This is a genomic window from Faecalibacillus faecis, assembly GCF_003024675.1.
GTDB classification, from domain to species: domain Bacteria; phylum Bacillota_I; class Bacilli_A; order Erysipelotrichales; family Coprobacillaceae; genus Faecalibacillus; species Faecalibacillus faecis.
The window spans coordinates 28,773-46,328 of record NZ_PYLP01000008.1; the positions used below are offsets into that span (position 1 = coordinate 28,773).

Consider the following 17,556-nt stretch of genomic DNA (forward strand, 5'->3'; position numbering starts at 1 on the left):
TCTATACTATAAGTGAGGTGAAAAATATGTATTATTATTATGATAGTTATTATATGATTGGTTATTTACTTGTTATTGTGGGTGCAATTATTATGGCTTTAGCCCAAATGAAGGTAAGCAGTGCTTATAATAAGTATTCAAGAATTGAAAACAGTAGACATTTAACAGGAAGAGATGTCGCTTATGAAATCTTAAATCAACATGGTTTAAGTGATGTCCAAATTTATGAAGTCAAAGGACATTTATCGGATCATTATAATCCTTCTAATTTAACCTTAAATCTCTCATCAGAGATTTATCATGGCACAAGCATTGCTTCTTTAGCGGTAGCAGCACATGAATGTGGTCATGCTTTACAACATCAAGAAGGTTATAAACCCCTTACTTTTAGAAATATGATTGTCCCTGTTTGTAATATTTCTCAAACAATTGGTTGGATTGCTATTCTTTTAGGATTATTTATTGGAAAGAGTTCAATTTCTTGGTTAGGTGTTTTACTTATGAGCTTGATGCTGCTTTTTCAAATAGTGACACTTCCTGTGGAATTTGATGCTTCATCGAGAGCACTTAGTATTTTAAATGATCGTTATTTAACAGAAGATGAATATCCAGGTGCAAAGAAAATGTTAACGGCAGCAGCACTTACTTATGTTGCAGCTATGTTATCAACACTTTTATCTTTATTACGTATTGTATTAATGGTCATGTCAAGAGATCGAGATTAAGCCTTTTAGAGGCTTTTTCTTTTTATTAAAAAAGGGTATAATAATTTGGCGGAGGTGTTGTTGGTGAAGGCGTTTTTAAGAAAACATCGATTTAAGATTTTAGTAACAATTTTAAGTTTGATTTTGATTTATGTTTGTTTTTATATGTTATGGGTACATATTCCCTATACAAAGCATCAAAATGAATTAACAAGTATTCAAGAAAGTATTTGTGATAAATATAATTATACGTATAATGGTTATTTTAATGAATATCAAAATAAGAAGACAAATTATATTGTAAAGGTAAAAAATAAGAAAAAGAACATGTATGTTCTTTGTAATACAAAATTAAAGAAAGTAGACACATATAAAGGGAATGGTGTTAAAAGAAGTGATGTTAAAGAAGCTTTTTATCAAAAGTATCATTTAAATTGTACAAAGATAGAAGTGGGTTATGAAAATGAACAATTTGTTTATTGTTTAACTTATAAAGGAAAGGATACGCTTTTATATGCTTATTATAGTTTAGATAATGGGGAATTTTTAAAAGCTTATAGGTTATAAGAATGATAAAATATTTAACAGATTTAGAGTGTATTCAATTTGAAAGATTACTTTTACTTAGAAGTAAAGAACTTTCTTTATCGGATCAAGAAAGTCATTTACTTCTATTAATCTATACATTTAGTTCACTTCGTAAAAAGATGATTACACCAACGCTCTTATTACAGTATTCGTCTTTAACACCTCAAGAAATGGATCATGTTTTAGAATCTTTACTTCATAAAAAATGGATTTCTAATAAAAATGGTGCGATTTGTTTAAATAACTTTATAAAACGTCTTTTAGAAAAGGAAGAAGAAGTTGTTGAAGAAAAGATGAATTTAGTAGATGTCTTTGAAGAAGAATTTGGTAGACCACTTACGCCAATGGAACTTGAAAGTATCAAAGAATGGGTTCAAGGAGGTTATAGTGAAGAAATGATCTATAAGGCTTTAAAAGAAGCTGTTAAAAGTAATGTATCTTCACTTCGTTATATTGAAGGTATTTTAATTAATTGGGCTCAAAATGGAATCAAAGAACGTTATATTGAAGAAAAGCCGAAAGAAAGAGTAGTGCCAGAAAGTCACTATCATTGGTGGGAAGATGAATAAAGAAAAAACCAAGCGTGTCCTTGATTATTTTGAGGAACTTTATCCAGATGCCCATTGTGAACTCAATCATCGTAATGTCTTTGAACTTCTTGTTGCTGTTATGCTTTCGGCACAAACCACAGATAAAAAAGTCAATCAGATAACACCAGGGCTTTTTGAAAAATATCCAAAGGTAAGTGATCTTGCAAATGCTTCTTTAGAAGAATTACAAGATCAAATCAAAGTCATTGGTCTTTATCGAAATAAAGCAAAAAACTTAAAAGCAATGGCTCAAGAACTTGTAGAAAACTATCAAGGTGAAGTACCTTGTACACGAAAAGAACTCGAAAGTTTACCAGGAGTAGGTAGAAAAACCACAAATGTCGTTTTATCCGTTGGTTTTAATGTTCCGGCTTTTGCGGTCGATACTCATGTTGAACGTATTTCTAAACGTTTGGGTTTTGCAAAAAAGGATGATACTGTTCAAGATGTGGAAAGAAAAGTGTGTCGTTCGATTGAAAGAAGTCGTTGGAATAAGGCACATCATCAATTTATTTTCTTTGGACGTTATTTTTGTAAGGCACAAAATCCAAACTGTAAAGAATGTCATCTTTATGATATGTGTAAGGAAAAAAGAAAGTAGGGAGATGTCATGGATCAACATAAAAATCAACTTTTTGAAATAAAAAAGAAAGAATTGAAAAAAGCATTTCAACGAAATGGCATCGAATGTCTTTTTTTAGAAAATAAACAAGAACTTCTTGATTATTTAAAAACTTATTTAAAAGATAATAAAACTGTTGGTGTTGGAGGTTCTATGACTCTTTTTGAAACAGGAGTTATTGATCTTCTACGAAAAAGTCCAGTACAATTTCTAGATCGCTATCAAAAAGATTTAACAAGAGATGAAGTGGAAGATATCTTTCATCAATCATTACTTGCAGATCTTTATCTAACAAGTAGTAACGCTATAGATATGCAAGGTAATCTTTATAATATTGATGGTAATGGAAATCGTGTAGCAGCGATGATCTATGGTCCTAAAAAGGTCTTAGTGATTGTTGGAAAAAACAAAATTGTTGAAGATGAACAAGCGGCGATCCAATATATTCAAAATGTTTCAGCACCGGCAAATGCTATGCGTTTAAATAAAAAAACACCATGTGTACAAACAGGAAAATGCATGAACTGTCAAAGTGATGAACGTATTTGTAGTATGTATACAAAAATATCAAGACAAAAACAAGGACGTATGAGTGTGTTTGTTATAAACTAAGAATTCGGTTATTAGGAGGAAGATTATGTTTGAAAAATTAGAATTGAGTGAATTACAAATGAATCCTTTTGATGAAATTGGTCAACATTGGTTACTTATTTCAGCAAAGAAAGAAGGGGTTGTTAATACCATGACAGCTAGTTGGGGACAAGTAGGACATTTATGGGGTAAAAATGTAGCTACTGTTTATATTCGCCCACAACGTTATACAAAAGAATTTGTTGATGCGGGTGATTATTTCACAATTACTTTCTTTGATGGTTATAAAAAAGAATTAGGAGTACTTGGTTCTAAATCAGGAAGAGATGGAGATAAAATTACAGAAGTTAATTTTGACAAAGAAGAAGTAGAAAATCAACCTACTTTTAAACAAGGAAAAATGGTTTTTATCTGTAAGAAAATCTATAGTGATTGGATCAAACCAGAACATTTTATTGATGACTCTTTAGATGAAAGATGGTATCCACAAAAAGATTATCATGAAATGTACGTGGGTGAAATTATTGCAGCATATAAACAAAAATAGTGAATGATATGAATTGATTTCATATCATTTTTTTGTACTAAAAGTCCACTAAAAAAATCAATTATAAAAAAGATTGTAGAGTCGATATATTTCAACTTACAATCTTTTTAATCTTTAAGCATCTGAACGTGCAAAGGCATTTTTCATAGAATGACTTAATTCATTTAAAACAAGGCTTAAAGTCTTTGATGTTTCTTTCTTTAACATATCCGCAATTTTTTGATTAGCTTCATGTTTAAGTATCATTTGTTTTGTTGAATCTTTTTCTTTTTGAAGAAGTTGGTCATATTCAAAAAGAATTTGATGTCCTTTTGACATCACATTTCTTTGATACCTTTCAATATGTATTGCTGAGTGACGATAAGAAGCATCTGCCATGGCAGCGATTAAACGACTTGACCAATAGAAATTATCGGTTGATACTTCAGCAGTTGTATTAGAAAGATAATCAGGTGTTTCATTGATTGCTCCATAAAATGGAACAAGGGCATTAAAGACGTTTGATGCATAAGCAATCCATTCGATTGCTTGGAATTCTTGAGGCATATAAGGTCTTAATTGTATCACAGAAACGAAGTCATTACGATTGATTCCAATTGGACGATACATTCCTTTTTTAGAAAGGTCTCCATGGTTTTTATAAGGATCATAGTCTGTTCCTTGGAAATGTGAAGATAATACGTATTTGACATCTTCAATTGTAATTTTCTTTTCTGGTTTTAATGACCAAGGAATATCATCATCTTCAGGATGATGATCAAAAGTATGTGGATTTAAATATTTTTCAATAATCCAAGCACGAGGTGTATTATAGATATGATCAGAATCATCATGACTTCCAAAAATATCGCGTGCATTAAAACCACCATCAAAAGAAACATTTAAATGATGAAGATCAATAAATTCTTGTAGATCTTTAGAACACATATGATTTTCTTGTTTTCCTAGAGCATCTTCTAGATCAAATTCATCAATACCAAATTGATTTGGCATCACAACATAGAAATCATCAGGAACTCTTTTAGCTATCCAATGATGTCCACCAATTGTTTCTAACCACCATATTTCATTGACATCTTGAAATGCAATTCCATTCATTTCATAAGTCCCATATTTTTCAAGTAACATTCCAAGTCTTTCTACACCTTCACGGGCACTATGAATATAAGGTAAGACAATATAGACAATGTCTTCTTCACCAATGCCTCCTGGAATATCATTTTCTTCATCATATTCGACAAGTGGATCTGCACCTAGAACACGAGGGTTGGAAGTAATCGTTTCAGTGGCAGTCATTGCGATATTTTCTTCATTGATTCCACTTGCAGCCCAGATTCCTTTTCCTTTTACAGCGTTTGGCATAGCTGTATATTTTAAGGGATTATCAGGTAAATCTATTTCTAGATTTGAAAGAACAGTTTTGTATTTTCTTTGTTGTTGATGTGGTTCTATAACCACAAATTTTTTTGCGGTAAATCCATTAGCTCCAGAATCATCATTTCTTGCAATTAATGTTGATCCATCATAAGAAGCATTTTTACCTACAAGTATTGTTGTACACGACATAATTTTCAACTCCTTTTTTATTTCATTATAGGCTTTTTTTACAAAAAGAAAAGTAGAAGATTATTCTTCTACTTGATAGTGAATTGTAAAACGATGTTGACCATTATTTTTAGATTGATAAAGGGCTTCATCAGCAAATTCAAAGGCATGATCAAAAAGTGTATCATGGTCAAAAAGATAGACTCCTAAACTTAAAGAAAATGGAACGTCTTGATGATCAAGTGTAATTTCATCTAAACAATTCAAGAGTTCTTCACAATGATGTTGAATTTGTATTTTATCTGTTTCTTTAATAAAAATGATAAATTCATCACCACCCATCCGAATGACGATATCATCATTTGCACTGTGAACAAGTAAATATTTAGCTAACGAAACAAGTAATTCATTTCCTATAAGATGTCCAAAAGTATCGTTAACACTTTTAAAATGATCAACATCTAAAACAATAAGCGCATGTTTGTTTGACGGAAAGTTCTTTATATAATCATTCGCTAAATATTTTCCAGCTTCCAAATTATAAAGATGTGTTAATGAATCTCTTTGAATTTTTTGTTTAAGCATATTTTGTTTATGCCAGTTTTCTGTAATATCTGATGCTGTTGCTAAAACAATTTCTGGTTCATCATTTGAATTATAAATGACAGTTGATTCTAAAGTCTTTACACAATAATTCTTTGAATTACGATAGAATTCACGATAAGTAACAGGTCCTTTTATTTTTTGAGTAAATAAATCAACTATTTTATGACGATCTTCTTTAAAAACTGTAGTACGATCTGAATCTACATATTCTAAATAATGGTCATAGACTCTTTTCTTTGATTCATCTAAAATATCGATAATCATTTTATCTTCTTGAATATGATATTCAAGAATAGAAATAGCATTATCTTTTAAGACCATTTCATATTTTTCTTTTTCTACAATTGAATTAAGTTCACGATCTTTAATAGCTGAAATATCAGTAATAAAACATTGAACAGTGAGGTATTTTTCATTATTAAAAACATATTGCCCTTGATCATATATCCATAAATAAGAACCATCATTTTTACGAATACGGTATTCTAATTGATGAGTTGGAGAAGTAGACATATTTTTTGTCAATGTTTCTTTAACTTCTTTAAAATCTTTTTTATGGATACAGTTTGACCAGTGGTGTTGACAATCCTTTAAGAATTCTTCTTTATTGCAATAATGTAAAAGATTTAGAAGATTATCATTAATATCTACAATTGTAAAATCATTATCAAGTTTAAAAGAACAAGAAGCAAGAACATAAGGGGCAGGTTCTAAATTCTTTTGTATTGAAGCGATAGATGTATGTAAAACTTCTACTTTATGATTTTTAAAAATAAGTGTATAAAAATATTTTGTTTTTGTATGGTAGCTTTGCATATTTAAATAAAATGATCCTTCTATTATACTTACAACATCGTTTTCATAGACAATTGTTGAGGTAATATCTTCAATATTAAATGAAAAATCATTATCTTTATATTGTTGGATATGCTCTAGAATATCTTGGTAAGTTAATATATTTTCTGTATATAATCCCATTGCTTTAATGCTTTTTGAAAGATAGGGAATAATAACATTTATATCTTGATTGTTAAATATACAGTTTATTATCTTTTTTGCGAGTTCAATATAATTTTCTTTTTCCATAGATAAGGCTCCCTTTAAAAAATTATACAATATGTTTCTTTGGTTTTGTTAAAAAATAAAAAGAATGCTTCAAATTAAATTTTGAAGCATTCCTCTTTTATTGCACTGTAAAATGAATTGTTTTTTCAACTGTACTTGTTCCGTTTGATTCGCTCATTTTAATAGCATAACTATTTCCAGAGGTTAGATTAGAAATGGTAGCACTATTTTGATTGATTGAGGAAATAATAGTGCCATTACTATCTAATAAAGTAATAGAACATGTGTTACTTTCACTTTGTAATTGAATATTTACTTGTAAAGAAGAATTATGAATGGTTGAGCCATCATAGACATCTCCTTGTTCATTTTTAATGACAGCATTTAAAGAATTTAATTGTAATTGGATTTCTTTTTCAATTTTATTAGATGTCTTATCTCTTGCTTTTTCATAATTATAATATCCTGTAACTTTCACGTTTTGATTTACAGTATAATTAATAGTTCCCGTAGGTGATGAAAAACTTTCTTGATGAACTATTTGACCGTTATTATCAGTGACGATGACGGTATATTGAACTTTTCCAAAAAGTTTTGTTGATTCTGTAGCGTTTTCATCACTTGTCGCATTTTCTGGTGAATAAGGCGTAAATTGATAATTAATTTTATTTTCACTATTTAGTGAAATATCAAATGAACTAAGCTGATTTAAATTATAAGCATCACTATCTAATTTATTACTTGGTACAGTTCCTTTTTTAAACCATGCTGTGATGACAGTGTCTTCACTTGCTCCTTCTGTCGGTAAAACATAAGGGTAAATTCCTTTCATAATTGTTGCTTGTTCCACGTCATCAGGTTGACTTGGATAAGATTTACCTGTCCCTTTATTTTCCAAATGCTTCAATAAAGTTTGCACAACCTTACCAGGATAGGCCTTATAAGTACTTGTCGTTTTTCCTTTATCAATACCTTCTTTTGCAAATCCCATCCATACGGAACAAATATATTCACTTGAATAAGCTGACATCCATAAGTCACGGCTTTTTCCTGCCATACCTTTCCCTTTTTTAGAATCCCAGTTTGATGTTCCAGTTTTAGCACCAACGTTAGAAAGACCGGAAAGATAGGCATAATTACCACTACCATTTTTAGTGTAATCAAGCATGGTTTCTCTTACCATAAAGGCACTCGCTTTAGAATAAGCACTTTGTTTAATGTTATCTTGAATTTCCTGATCAATTTTATAAACTTTACCTGTTTGAACGACTTCAATATAGTTGATTGTATGGCTTTCAACATATTGGCCATTATTAGAAATAGTTGCATAGGCACTTGCCATTTCTAAAGGAGAAATCCCATTTGTCCATCCTCCAATAGCACTTGCAAGTCCAATGGATTCGCCATCCATATTGATACCAATGGATTCCATTGCTGATTTTATTTTTTTATTACCAACTTTTTGTTCGACTTCATCAAAAGTTTTGATAGCAGGAATATTCCATGAATTTTCAAGGGCATTTGAAACAGTGACCATTCCATGGAATTTACGATCCCAGTTTTTAAACTTACCACCATAAGCATCATCATCCATAATAGAATGTCCCGTACACCAATCTAAATATTCAAAAGCAAGACCATAATCTAAAAATGGTTTTACTGATGAACCAGGTTGTTGTTTTGTTGTCGCAAAGTTAAGGTTACCGTAAGAATAATTACGACCACCAATAAGAGCAACGACACGTCCATCTTGACTTGATTGAATGGCACCTCCCATACGCATATCTTCATCGCTATAATCATACTTTTCGCCATTTCCAATAGCAGTGGCAAGTTCTTGTGTTTCTTTATCACAATAAGTGTAAATATTCATTTGAACTTCTTTTGGATCAAGTCCTGTACGATTTTTGACTTCTTCAGTGACAAGATCAACGTAAGCTGCAAGTGACGAATTATTTGTACTAGGTGTTGCTAAAGTGTTTTCAATTTTTACTTTTTTTGCTTCATCACATTCTTCTTGAGTAATATAGCCATGTGTTACCATTAAATTTAAAATACGGTTACGTCTTGTTGTTGCTTTGTCTAAGCAATAATAAGGATCAAAATTATAAGGTGAATTTAAACTTCCAGCAAGCATGGCAGCTTCGGGAAGAGTTATTTCACTTACATCTTTGTTAAAGTAATAACGACAGGCAGCAGAAATACCAATTGAATTTGTACTTCTACCAAAGTAAATTTTATTTAAATAAAGTGTTAATATTTCTTCTTTACTTAATTGTTTATCTGCTTGAATTGCTAGAAAGATTTCTGAAAGTTTTCTTGTATATGTTTTTTCTGCGTTAGGAAAATAAGTTTTTTTAATCAATTGTTGAGTGATTGTTGAACCACCGCCACGAATATGTCCCGCTGCTAAGTTAGTAATAGCTGCTTTTGCAATACGTGGTAAGTCAAAACCATCATGTTCAAAAAAACGCGAATCTTCAGCAGCAACAACGGCATCGACTAAAACTTGAGGTAAATCCTCATAAGTGATATTTTCTCTTGTTCCATTTTCTTCACTACCGTAAGTATAAATGGCTTCACCATTTTTATCATACATAACACTCGCACCAGAAGATAGCAATTTTTTAGCATCGAAAGCTTCTGTATCTTTATAAATTCCATATCCTAAAAAACCTATTCCTCCGACAACAAGTAATGAAAAAATGATAATACAAGTAATAACAATTCTTTTTTTATTGAGTTGTTTCATTATTTTATTTGCAGGCATAATATTCCTCCAATCTTATTTGTACTAGAATAAGTATACCTTATTTTAATTCATAAAAGCAAATCTATAAAAAAGGAAATAGAGAATTTCTATTTCCAAGTTATTGATTTGTATTTTGTGAGGTATCAGGTGTTGTTGAACTATCTTGATTTCCCTGACTGCCAGTACCTTGATCTGTAGTTCCTTGATCTGTAGTTCCTTGATTTGTAGTACCTTGATCTGTAGTTCCTTGCTCACTGTTTCCTTGATCACTAGTACCTTGATTTTGGGAACTTTGATCTGTATTTCCTTGATCCGTAGTTCCTTGATTACCAGTATCTTGACTTGTTGTATCATCTGTATTTTCAGTCGTTTGTTCCTCTGTTGCTTCTTCAGTTGTTTCACTTGCATGATGACTATGAGATGTTCCTTTTTTATAATATTCATTACCATCTTTAATAACTGTAGAAGGTTGTTCTGGATAAATCTTATTAGAATCATTTTTTTGTAAATGCTTTAACAACATTTGAACAACTTTTCCAGGATAAGCTTTATAACGACTTGTTGTCTTTCCTTTATCGATACCAGTTTTATCAAATCCCATCCATACCGAGCATACATAGTCAGGTGTATAAGCTGTCATCCATAAATCACGGCTTTTTCCACCCATACCATTTCCTTTGCTTGAAGCCCAGTTTGAAGTCCCTGTTTTAGCACCAACATTATCAATACCTGATAGATAAGCGTAGTTCCCACTACCGTTTTTTGTATAATCAAGCATGACTTCACGAACCATAAAGGCACTTGCTTTCGAATAATCACTTTGTTTTGCTTCGTCTTGAATGTCTTCATCAACGTTGTAAACTCTTCCCGTTTGAACAATTTCAATATAATTAATTGTATGACTTTCTGTATAAAGACCATTATTAGAAATTGTTGCATAGGTACTTGCCATTTCTAAAGGAGAGATACCTGTTGTCCAACCACCGATGGCATAAGAAAGGTTTGCTGGATCTTTTTGCTTAGACATGTCAATACCAAGGGATTCCATCGCTGAAACAACTCCGGATTTACCAATTTTCTTTGTAACTTCTTCATAAGTTTTAATGGCAGGAATGTTCCATGAATTTTCTAATGCAGAAGTTACAGATACTGTACCATGGAATTTTCTGTCCCAGTTTTTAGGTTTGAAGTTTCCTTTTGAATAAGGTTCATCAACGATTGTTTGACCAGTGCACCAATCAAGATTTTCAAAAGCAAGACCATAATCTAAGAATGGTTTTACGGAAGAACCTGGTTGTTGTTTCGCTGTGGCAAAGTTTAAAAGTCCGTAAGAATAATTACGTCCACCAATAATGGCAACAATTCGGCCATCCTGACTTGATTGAATAGCACCACCCATACGCATATCTTCATCACTATAATCATATTTATCACCGTTAGCAATAGCTGTAGCAAGTTCTTGAGTGTCTTTATCACAATAAGTGTAAATGTTCATTTGAACTTCTTTTGGATCAAGTCCTGTACGTTCTTTAACTTCTTCAGTAACAAGGTCAACATAGGCTGCAAGAGTCGAATTATTGCTTGTTGAAGAAGAAGTACATAAAGTATTTTCAATTTTTACTTGTTTTGCTTGGTCACATTCTTCTTGGGTAATATAACCATGGACAACCATTAAGTTTAAAATGGTATTACGACGATTTGTTGCTTTATCTAAACAATAATAAGGATCATAGTTATAAGGTGAATTCAAGCTTCCTGCAAGCAGTGCTGCTTCGGGAAGAGTAAGTTCACTGACATCTTTATTAAAATAGTATTTACATGCAGCAGCAATCCCAATTGAACGAGTACTTCTACCAAAATAAATTTTATTAAGATAAAGTGTTAATATTTCTTCTTTACTTAATTGTTTATCTGCTTGAATTGCTAGAAAGACTTCTGAAAGTTTTCTTGTATATGTTTTTTCAGCGTTTGGAAAATAAGTCTTTTTGATTAATTGTTGAGTGATTGTTGATCCACCTTGTCTACCACCAGTTGCTAAATTGGAAATAGCAGCTTTAGCGATACGTGGTAAATCGAAACCATTGTGCTCAAAGAAACGAGAATCTTCAGCAGCGATGACAGCATCGACTAAAACTTGTGGAAGATCATCGTATGTGATATTTTCTCGCGTTCCATTTTCATCACTACCATAGGTATACATAACCTCGCCATTACTATCATACATGACACTTGCACCAGAGGATAAAAGCTTATCGGCATCGAAAGCTTCTGTATCCTTATAAATATTAAATCCTAAAACACCAGCTAAAACAATAGCACTAGCTAATGCAATTGTTCCTATAATACGAATAGGTTTTAATTTTTTTAAAGTTCTTGTTTTCATTTAAATACCTCACAATAATATTGATCAACGATTTCTAAATAATGAAGTCGTGGAAGATAGCCTGTTCTAATCAAATGTCCATTTTCTTTAATGGTTTCATACTTGAGAGATTTCCGATCATTTTTCCGATAAGCTTCAACCATAAAAGAAGCATCCAGTAAATAAACTTCATTTACTCGTGTGAAAGCAATAATTAAAAAAGCAATTCCTCCGTGTTTTATAATTCTGTCTAAATGATTGATTTGATGTAAAGAAATATTTGTAAAAGGAAAAGAAAATGTTTTGGTTTCTTTTGCTTCAAAATCAATATATCTTCCTTTATAAATCCCATTGTAGTCTGTTGTTGAAGGTGCTTGGAAGTAGGCTTCCACGATTTTAGCAGCACTTCTTTCTGGATAAGAGACTTTAACGATTTGAATAGGTGTTGGTTTTTTATGAATAACTGCTATATCGTTGGCTAAATAATATTGATTTGTAAGATTGATATCTTCTTCTAGATTCATTCCACGATGAGCAGTATCATGTTTACCATCTATTTTACGTATATAGGATTGTACTTTTTTCTTATTTGGATAATTAACCATAGAGACCTCTTTTAAATTTTTATAGCAGTATTATAACACATATTTAATTTGTGATAACAACTCTTTGATAAGAAATTGTTTTTTATCTTGAAAAAAGGAAATAAATTGGTACAATGAGGTAAAGGAGTTGAAAAGCATGGAAAATAAAGTCGTATTAAGTCCAAAGAAAATTGTTAGTAAAGAATTTAAAGTAGATTTTAAAGGATATAATGCAGATGAAGTTGATCACTTCTTAGATCAAGTTGTCAAAGATTACGAGGCTTTTGCAGGATTATTAAATAATTCTTATGATCGTATTGAACAGTTAGAAAGACGTTTAGCTGATCAAAAAGCAATGCTTGCACGATTAGAAAGAGAAAAAGCTTTACAAGATGATAACTTAAGAGCTTTAGAAGATAATGTGTCATCAAATGTTGATATCTTAAAAAGATTATCATTATTAGAAAAAGCAGTATTTTCACAAAATAAATAACAAATGACAGATAATCGCTGCTTCTTTGAAGTAGAGGAAAGTCCAGGCTGCCACAATCTGCGATGATTGTAGTGTTTGTGCCTCACGAATCAATAAGTGAGGGTAGTGTAAACTAACGACAGAAGGAAAACCTAAGGGCAACTATGGTAGAACTTCATAAATGGCTCCACAGAGACAATTCCATAGGAAACTATGGGTGAAAAGAGGAAAGCTCCGCAAGGCAGAAACCCAAATTTGGTAGGGGAATCTTTAAATCGGAATTGAACGGGATAAAGGACGTTTCGGCGTAGATAAATGGTTATCATGTACAGAACTTGGCTTATTATCATTTGTTTATATAAGGCATGGCACCATGTCTTTTTTTTATTAGATTTTTGATGTATAATAGGGCATATTCAAGGAAAGGAAATGGTTATGAAAACAAGAACGGTTCATAAACCTTATAAAAAATTAGATATTTCAGCCGTGAGAAGAATAGGATTTAGCTTTTTTGCGGTTATTTTAATTGGTTCATTTTTACTTAATTTACCAATGTCTCATGTTGTACATTCTTCAAGCAGTTATCTTGATCACCTTTTTGTGGCAACATCGGCAACATGCGTGACAGGACTTGTAACCCATGTTACTTGTCAAGAATATACTCAAATTGGACAAATTATTATTATTTTACTTATTCAAATAGGAGGACTTGGTTTTTTAACCTTACTTTCTATGCTTTATGTGGTTTTTAAAAGAAAACTAAGTTATGCTAATAAGATTGTCATGCAAGAAGCTTTAAATCGTACGTCTTTAAAAGACATGGGAATTTATATTAAGCGTGTATTTAAATATACGGCTACTTTTGAAGGTGTAGGAGCCATTTGTTTAATGTTTTCTTTTGTTCCAAAATTTGGAATATCAAAAGGAATCTATTATAGTATTTTCCATTCGATTTCTGCTTTTTGTAATGCAGGATTTGATATTTTAGGCGCTAATTCATTAATGAATTATGTAGGAGACCTTTGGGTCAATTTAGTGATTTGTGGTTTGATTATTGCGGGTGGATTAGGTTTTGTGGTATGGATTGATTTACGTTTATCATTGATTCATTATCGTGAACATTTCAAATATTTTAAATTAAAAAAATATTTAGAATCACTTTCTTTGCACACAAAGATTGTTTTGATTTCTTCATTTGTTTTGATTTTTGGAGGAATGGCTGTGATCTTTTGTTTAGAATTCAATAATCCACAAACATTACAGCCTTTATCTTTACCGCAAAAAATTCTAGCAAGTTTCTTTCAATCGGTCACTTTAAGAACAGCTGGTTTTGCGACAATCGATATGGCAGCCCTTCATCAATCAACAAAGTTTTTTATGTCTGTTGCTATGTTTATTGGTGGTTCACCAGCTGGAACAGCAGGTGGGGTCAAAACCGTAACAATTGTGATTACTTTGTTGTATGTTCGTGCTTTAATGCGAGGAGATGATAACATTCATGTTTTTAAACGAACAATAGATGATCAAATCGTTAAAAGAGCGTTAACGATTCTTATTGTTAGTTTTACTATAACTGTTGTTGGTCTTTTTGTTTTATCGGTGAGTGAAAATGCGGAATTTATTGATTTGGTTTTTGAAGTCTTTTCAGCCTTTGCAACGGTTGGGTTAACGGCGGGTCTAACACCAAATTTAACGGTCGTGGGAAAAGTAATTATAATTATTATGATGTATATTGGACGTATTGGATCAATTACGATGGTTTTACTTTTTGTTAAAAAATATAATTCAAGGAAAGGAAAAGATGTGAACTTTGTAAAAGAACATATCTTAATAGGATAGAAAAATGGAAAAACAATTTGTGGTTTTAGGGCTTGGTATATTTGGGTCAACACTTGTTAAAACGTTATCACAGTTTGGTAGAGAAGTAATTGCTATTGATAAAGATTCTGAAAATGTACAACGTGTCTCTGAATTTGCGACAAAAGCGGTAATTGGTGATGTTACAGATATTCAGTTTCTCACAGATTTAGGATTAGATGATATAGATGTAGGAATTGTTGCCATTGGTGATCGTTTAGAAGACAGTATTCTAGCAACTATGAATCTAAAAGAACTAGGTGTTCCTTATGTGATTGTTAAAGCCAAAAATAAACGCTTTAAGGTTGTTTTAGAAAGAATTGGCGCAGATCATGTGGTACGTCCTGAAAAAGAAATGGGGGAAAAGATTGCCCGTACATTGCTTCGAAAAAATATTAAAGATTTAATTGAATTGGATGAAGAAAATTGTATTGTGGAAATGAAGGTTCCTCAATCTTGGATAGGTAAATCATTATCACAACTTGATTTAAGAAAACTTTATAGTATCAACGTTTTAGGAAAACGTGATCCTAAGACTCATAAACTTGAAGTCCCTGTTGATCCAAGTGCACCAATAGAAATGAATGATACTTTTTTAGTTTTAGGTCAAACAGATAAGATTGAAAAATATGATTATTTATTATAGAGGTCTCTATGAAAAACGAAGAAACGCTTTTACTTTTTGCTAAAGCAATCAAATCTTTAATAAAAACACAGCCTTTAGATAAAATTACCGTAACAGATATTGTCTTCCAAGCAGGAAAAACAAGACAAACATTTTATCGTCATTTTCAAGATAAATATGATCTTGTGAATTGGTATTTTGAAAAATTGGTTTTAAAATCATTTGAAGAAATGCGTCAAGGAGGAAGTTTACAAGAAGCCCTCAATTTAAAATTTGCTTTTATTGAACAAGAACATGCTTTTTTTAAAGAGGCTTTTAAATCAAATGATTATAATAATTTAATTCATTATGATTTTTGTTGTATTTATGATTTTTATAAAAAATTTATTTATAAAAAGACTGGAAAAGATCTTTCAAAAGATATTGATTTTTTATTAAATATGTATTGTCGAGGATCTGTCGATATGACGGTTGATTGGGTTTTAAATGATATGCCCATTAAAAAAGAAGAAATTGTTCAATATTTAATGGATGCGATTCCTGATAAATTAGAAGCTTATATGATTTAAAGATTATCTTTTTTGGTAATCTTTTTTTATTTATATATTGTATTTTGAATAAAAACATGTATAGTAATGGCAATTTGGGTAAATTTAGGAGGAAAACTATGAAAGAAAGTAGTGGAAAGCAGTTAGCAAAGAAAATGTTGATTGCTTTAGTTTGCGGTCTAGTTGCTGGATTTGGATGTATTTTATTAAGAGAACATTTGAATTCAAGTGGTCAAGCAGATTTATGGAAAACAATTAATAATATCTTTTTTCAAGATATTAGCGCAGAAGGGGCAACAAGTGCAGCTGGTATTTTCTATATTATCGGACAAGTTTTTGTTAATTCTTTACAATTAATCATTGTACCAATGGTTTTTGTTTCAATTACACTTGCTATCTGTACAATTACAGATACAAAGAAATTAGGAAGAATTTCTTCTAAAACAATTTTTACTTTTTTAAAGACAACCGTATGTGCTTTGATTTTTGCAGGTGTTATTGGTTTTATTGTTTATCATTTAGGACTCTTTAATTCAGTAGATGCAGGAAATATTAGTGTACAAGAAGGAATAACAGGATCAAATCCTTTAAATATTATTGTTTCGATTGTACCAAACAATTTTATTAGTGCGTTTACTAATAATGGAAATGTTCTTGCTATTGTATTTCTTGCAGTTGTTACAGGTCTTTCAATGAATGCATTAGAAGACCAAACAAAAACATTAAAGAAATTATTTGAAGAAGTATCAAAAATCATTTCTTTATTCTTAACATTCGTTATCAACAAATTTGCACCTTATGCAATCTTTTGTTTACTTACAAGAACATTTGCAATCTATGGGATTGATTCATTAAAACCAGCTCTTGCTTATGTTGTAACTGTTATTATTGCGTTATTTGTTTATTTATTCTGTGCATATCCAATTTATTTAGCTACGATGGCAAGAGTAAATCCTAAACCATTTATGAAAAAAGCTGCAAAAGTAGCGTTGTTTGGTTTTTCAACTTCATCTTCAGCAGCAACACTTCCTTTAAATAAAAAGACAACAACAGAAGAATTAGGTGTTTCAGATCAAATTGCTTCATTTGTCTTACCATTAGGAATGACAATCAATATGGATGGAACAGCCATCATGCAAGTTATTGCAGCAATGTTTGTGGCGGTTTCTTCAGGATATAAAGTAACCTTTATGTCAATGGCAATTATTGCGGTTTTAGCTTTAATTGCTTCTATTGGAACACCGGCAGCACCAGGTGCAGGAGCCGTTATTCTCTTTACAATTCTAACAGGAATGGGATATACAAACGATGCAGCCCTTCTTGCTTATTCATTAATTCTTGCTATCAATAGACCAATTGAAATGCTTGTTACCTCATTAAATGTTGTGGGGGATGCCTCAACATCGGTCATTGTAGCGAAAAAAGAAAATATGCTTGATGAAGAAATATATCATCGCTAAGATCATAGAAAAAACTATGATCTTTTTTATTTTGTAAT

At 31.2% G+C, this 17,556-nt stretch carries 16 protein-coding genes and 1 other RNA gene; 12 read left to right on the forward strand and 5 right to left on the reverse strand.

Annotated features, from left to right (window positions below; all coding sequences use genetic code 11):
• The first annotated feature begins 26 nt into the window (after positions 1-26).
• The 6 genes from C7U55_RS07650 (at position 27) to C7U55_RS07675 (ending at position 3,642) form a co-directional block, all read left to right on the forward strand.
• On the forward strand, positions 27-725 hold the full coding sequence (locus C7U55_RS07650) for a zinc metallopeptidase (protein ID WP_106988061.1): 699 nt from the start codon (positions 27-29) through the stop codon (positions 723-725).
• Between the two features lie 63 nt (positions 726-788).
• Positions 789-1,271: a hypothetical protein gene (locus tag C7U55_RS07655; RefSeq protein WP_106988062.1), complete on the forward strand. Its 483-nt coding sequence runs from the start codon at positions 789-791 to the stop codon at positions 1,269-1,271.
• Positions 1,272-1,273: 2 nt separating this feature from the next.
• Complete coding sequence (locus C7U55_RS07660) at positions 1,274-1,861, forward strand: DnaD domain-containing protein (RefSeq protein ID WP_106988063.1); 588 nt, start codon at positions 1,274-1,276, stop codon at positions 1,859-1,861.
• Entirely contained in the window at positions 1,854-2,483 is a 630-nt protein-coding gene (gene nth / locus C7U55_RS07665) for an endonuclease III (RefSeq protein ID WP_106988064.1), read from the forward strand. The genes C7U55_RS07660 and nth overlap by 8 nt, the downstream gene beginning before the upstream one ends.
• A gap of 9 nt (positions 2,484-2,492) precedes the next feature.
• Positions 2,493-3,116, forward strand: coding sequence for a lactate utilization protein (locus C7U55_RS07670; RefSeq protein WP_106988065.1), 624 nt, complete (start codon positions 2,493-2,495; stop codon positions 3,114-3,116).
• A gap of 25 nt (positions 3,117-3,141) precedes the next feature.
• A complete protein-coding gene (locus tag C7U55_RS07675) occupies positions 3,142-3,642 on the forward strand; it encodes a flavin reductase family protein (protein ID WP_227213250.1) in 501 nt (166 codons plus the stop codon).
• Between the two features lie 114 nt (positions 3,643-3,756).
• On the opposite strand, the gene C7U55_RS07680 is transcribed toward C7U55_RS07675, so the two are convergent.
• The 5 genes from C7U55_RS07680 to recU form a co-directional block, all read right to left on the reverse strand.
• Positions 3,757-5,208, reverse strand: coding sequence for a C69 family dipeptidase (locus C7U55_RS07680; protein WP_106988067.1), 1,452 nt, complete (start codon positions 5,206-5,208; stop codon positions 3,757-3,759).
• 60 nt (positions 5,209-5,268) lie between these two features.
• On the reverse strand, positions 5,269-6,879 hold the full coding sequence (locus C7U55_RS07685) for a sensor domain-containing diguanylate cyclase (protein WP_106988068.1): 1,611 nt from the start codon (positions 6,877-6,879) through the stop codon (positions 5,269-5,271).
• A 97-nt stretch (positions 6,880-6,976) separates the two neighbouring features.
• On the reverse strand, positions 6,977-9,628 hold the full coding sequence (locus C7U55_RS07690; RefSeq protein WP_106988069.1) for a transglycosylase domain-containing protein: 2,652 nt from the start codon (positions 9,626-9,628) through the stop codon (positions 6,977-6,979).
• 100 nt (positions 9,629-9,728) lie between these two features.
• On the reverse strand, positions 9,729-11,993 hold the full coding sequence (locus C7U55_RS07695; RefSeq protein WP_204638416.1) for a transglycosylase domain-containing protein: 2,265 nt from the start codon (positions 11,991-11,993) through the stop codon (positions 9,729-9,731).
• Positions 11,990-12,577 carry a Holliday junction resolvase RecU gene (gene recU, locus C7U55_RS07700; RefSeq protein ID WP_106988070.1) on the reverse strand — a complete coding sequence of 196 codons (588 nt, stop codon included), beginning with the start codon at positions 12,575-12,577 and terminating at the stop codon, positions 11,990-11,992. The genes C7U55_RS07695 and recU overlap by 4 nt, the downstream gene beginning before the upstream one ends.
• Before the next feature lie 136 nt (positions 12,578-12,713).
• Here recU and C7U55_RS07705 point away from each other — a divergent pair, with 136 nt between their 5' ends.
• From C7U55_RS07705 to C7U55_RS07730, 6 genes are all read left to right on the forward strand, one after another.
• Entirely contained in the window at positions 12,714-13,049 is a 336-nt protein-coding gene (locus C7U55_RS07705) for a DivIVA domain-containing protein (protein ID WP_048923515.1), read from the forward strand.
• Positions 13,050-13,051: 2 nt separating this feature from the next.
• Positions 13,052-13,376, forward strand: an RNA gene (gene rnpB / locus C7U55_RS07710) — RNase P RNA component class B.
• A gap of 87 nt (positions 13,377-13,463) precedes the next feature.
• Entirely contained in the window at positions 13,464-14,867 is a 1,404-nt protein-coding gene (locus tag C7U55_RS07715) for a TrkH family potassium uptake protein (RefSeq protein ID WP_106988116.1), read from the forward strand.
• Positions 14,868-14,871: 4 nt separating this feature from the next.
• Positions 14,872-15,531, forward strand: coding sequence for a potassium channel family protein (locus C7U55_RS07720; protein WP_106988071.1), 660 nt, complete (start codon positions 14,872-14,874; stop codon positions 15,529-15,531).
• 8 nt (positions 15,532-15,539) lie between these two features.
• The gene (locus C7U55_RS07725; protein WP_048923513.1) at positions 15,540-16,079 is read left to right on the forward strand and encodes a TetR/AcrR family transcriptional regulator C-terminal domain-containing protein; all 540 of its coding nucleotides are present in this window, start codon (positions 15,540-15,542) and stop codon (positions 16,077-16,079) included.
• Positions 16,080-16,177: 98 nt separating this feature from the next.
• Positions 16,178-17,518, forward strand: a complete 1,341-nt coding sequence (locus C7U55_RS07730) for a dicarboxylate/amino acid:cation symporter (RefSeq protein WP_106988072.1) — start codon at positions 16,178-16,180, stop codon at positions 17,516-17,518.
• The last annotated feature ends 38 nt before the right edge of the window (positions 17,519-17,556 follow it).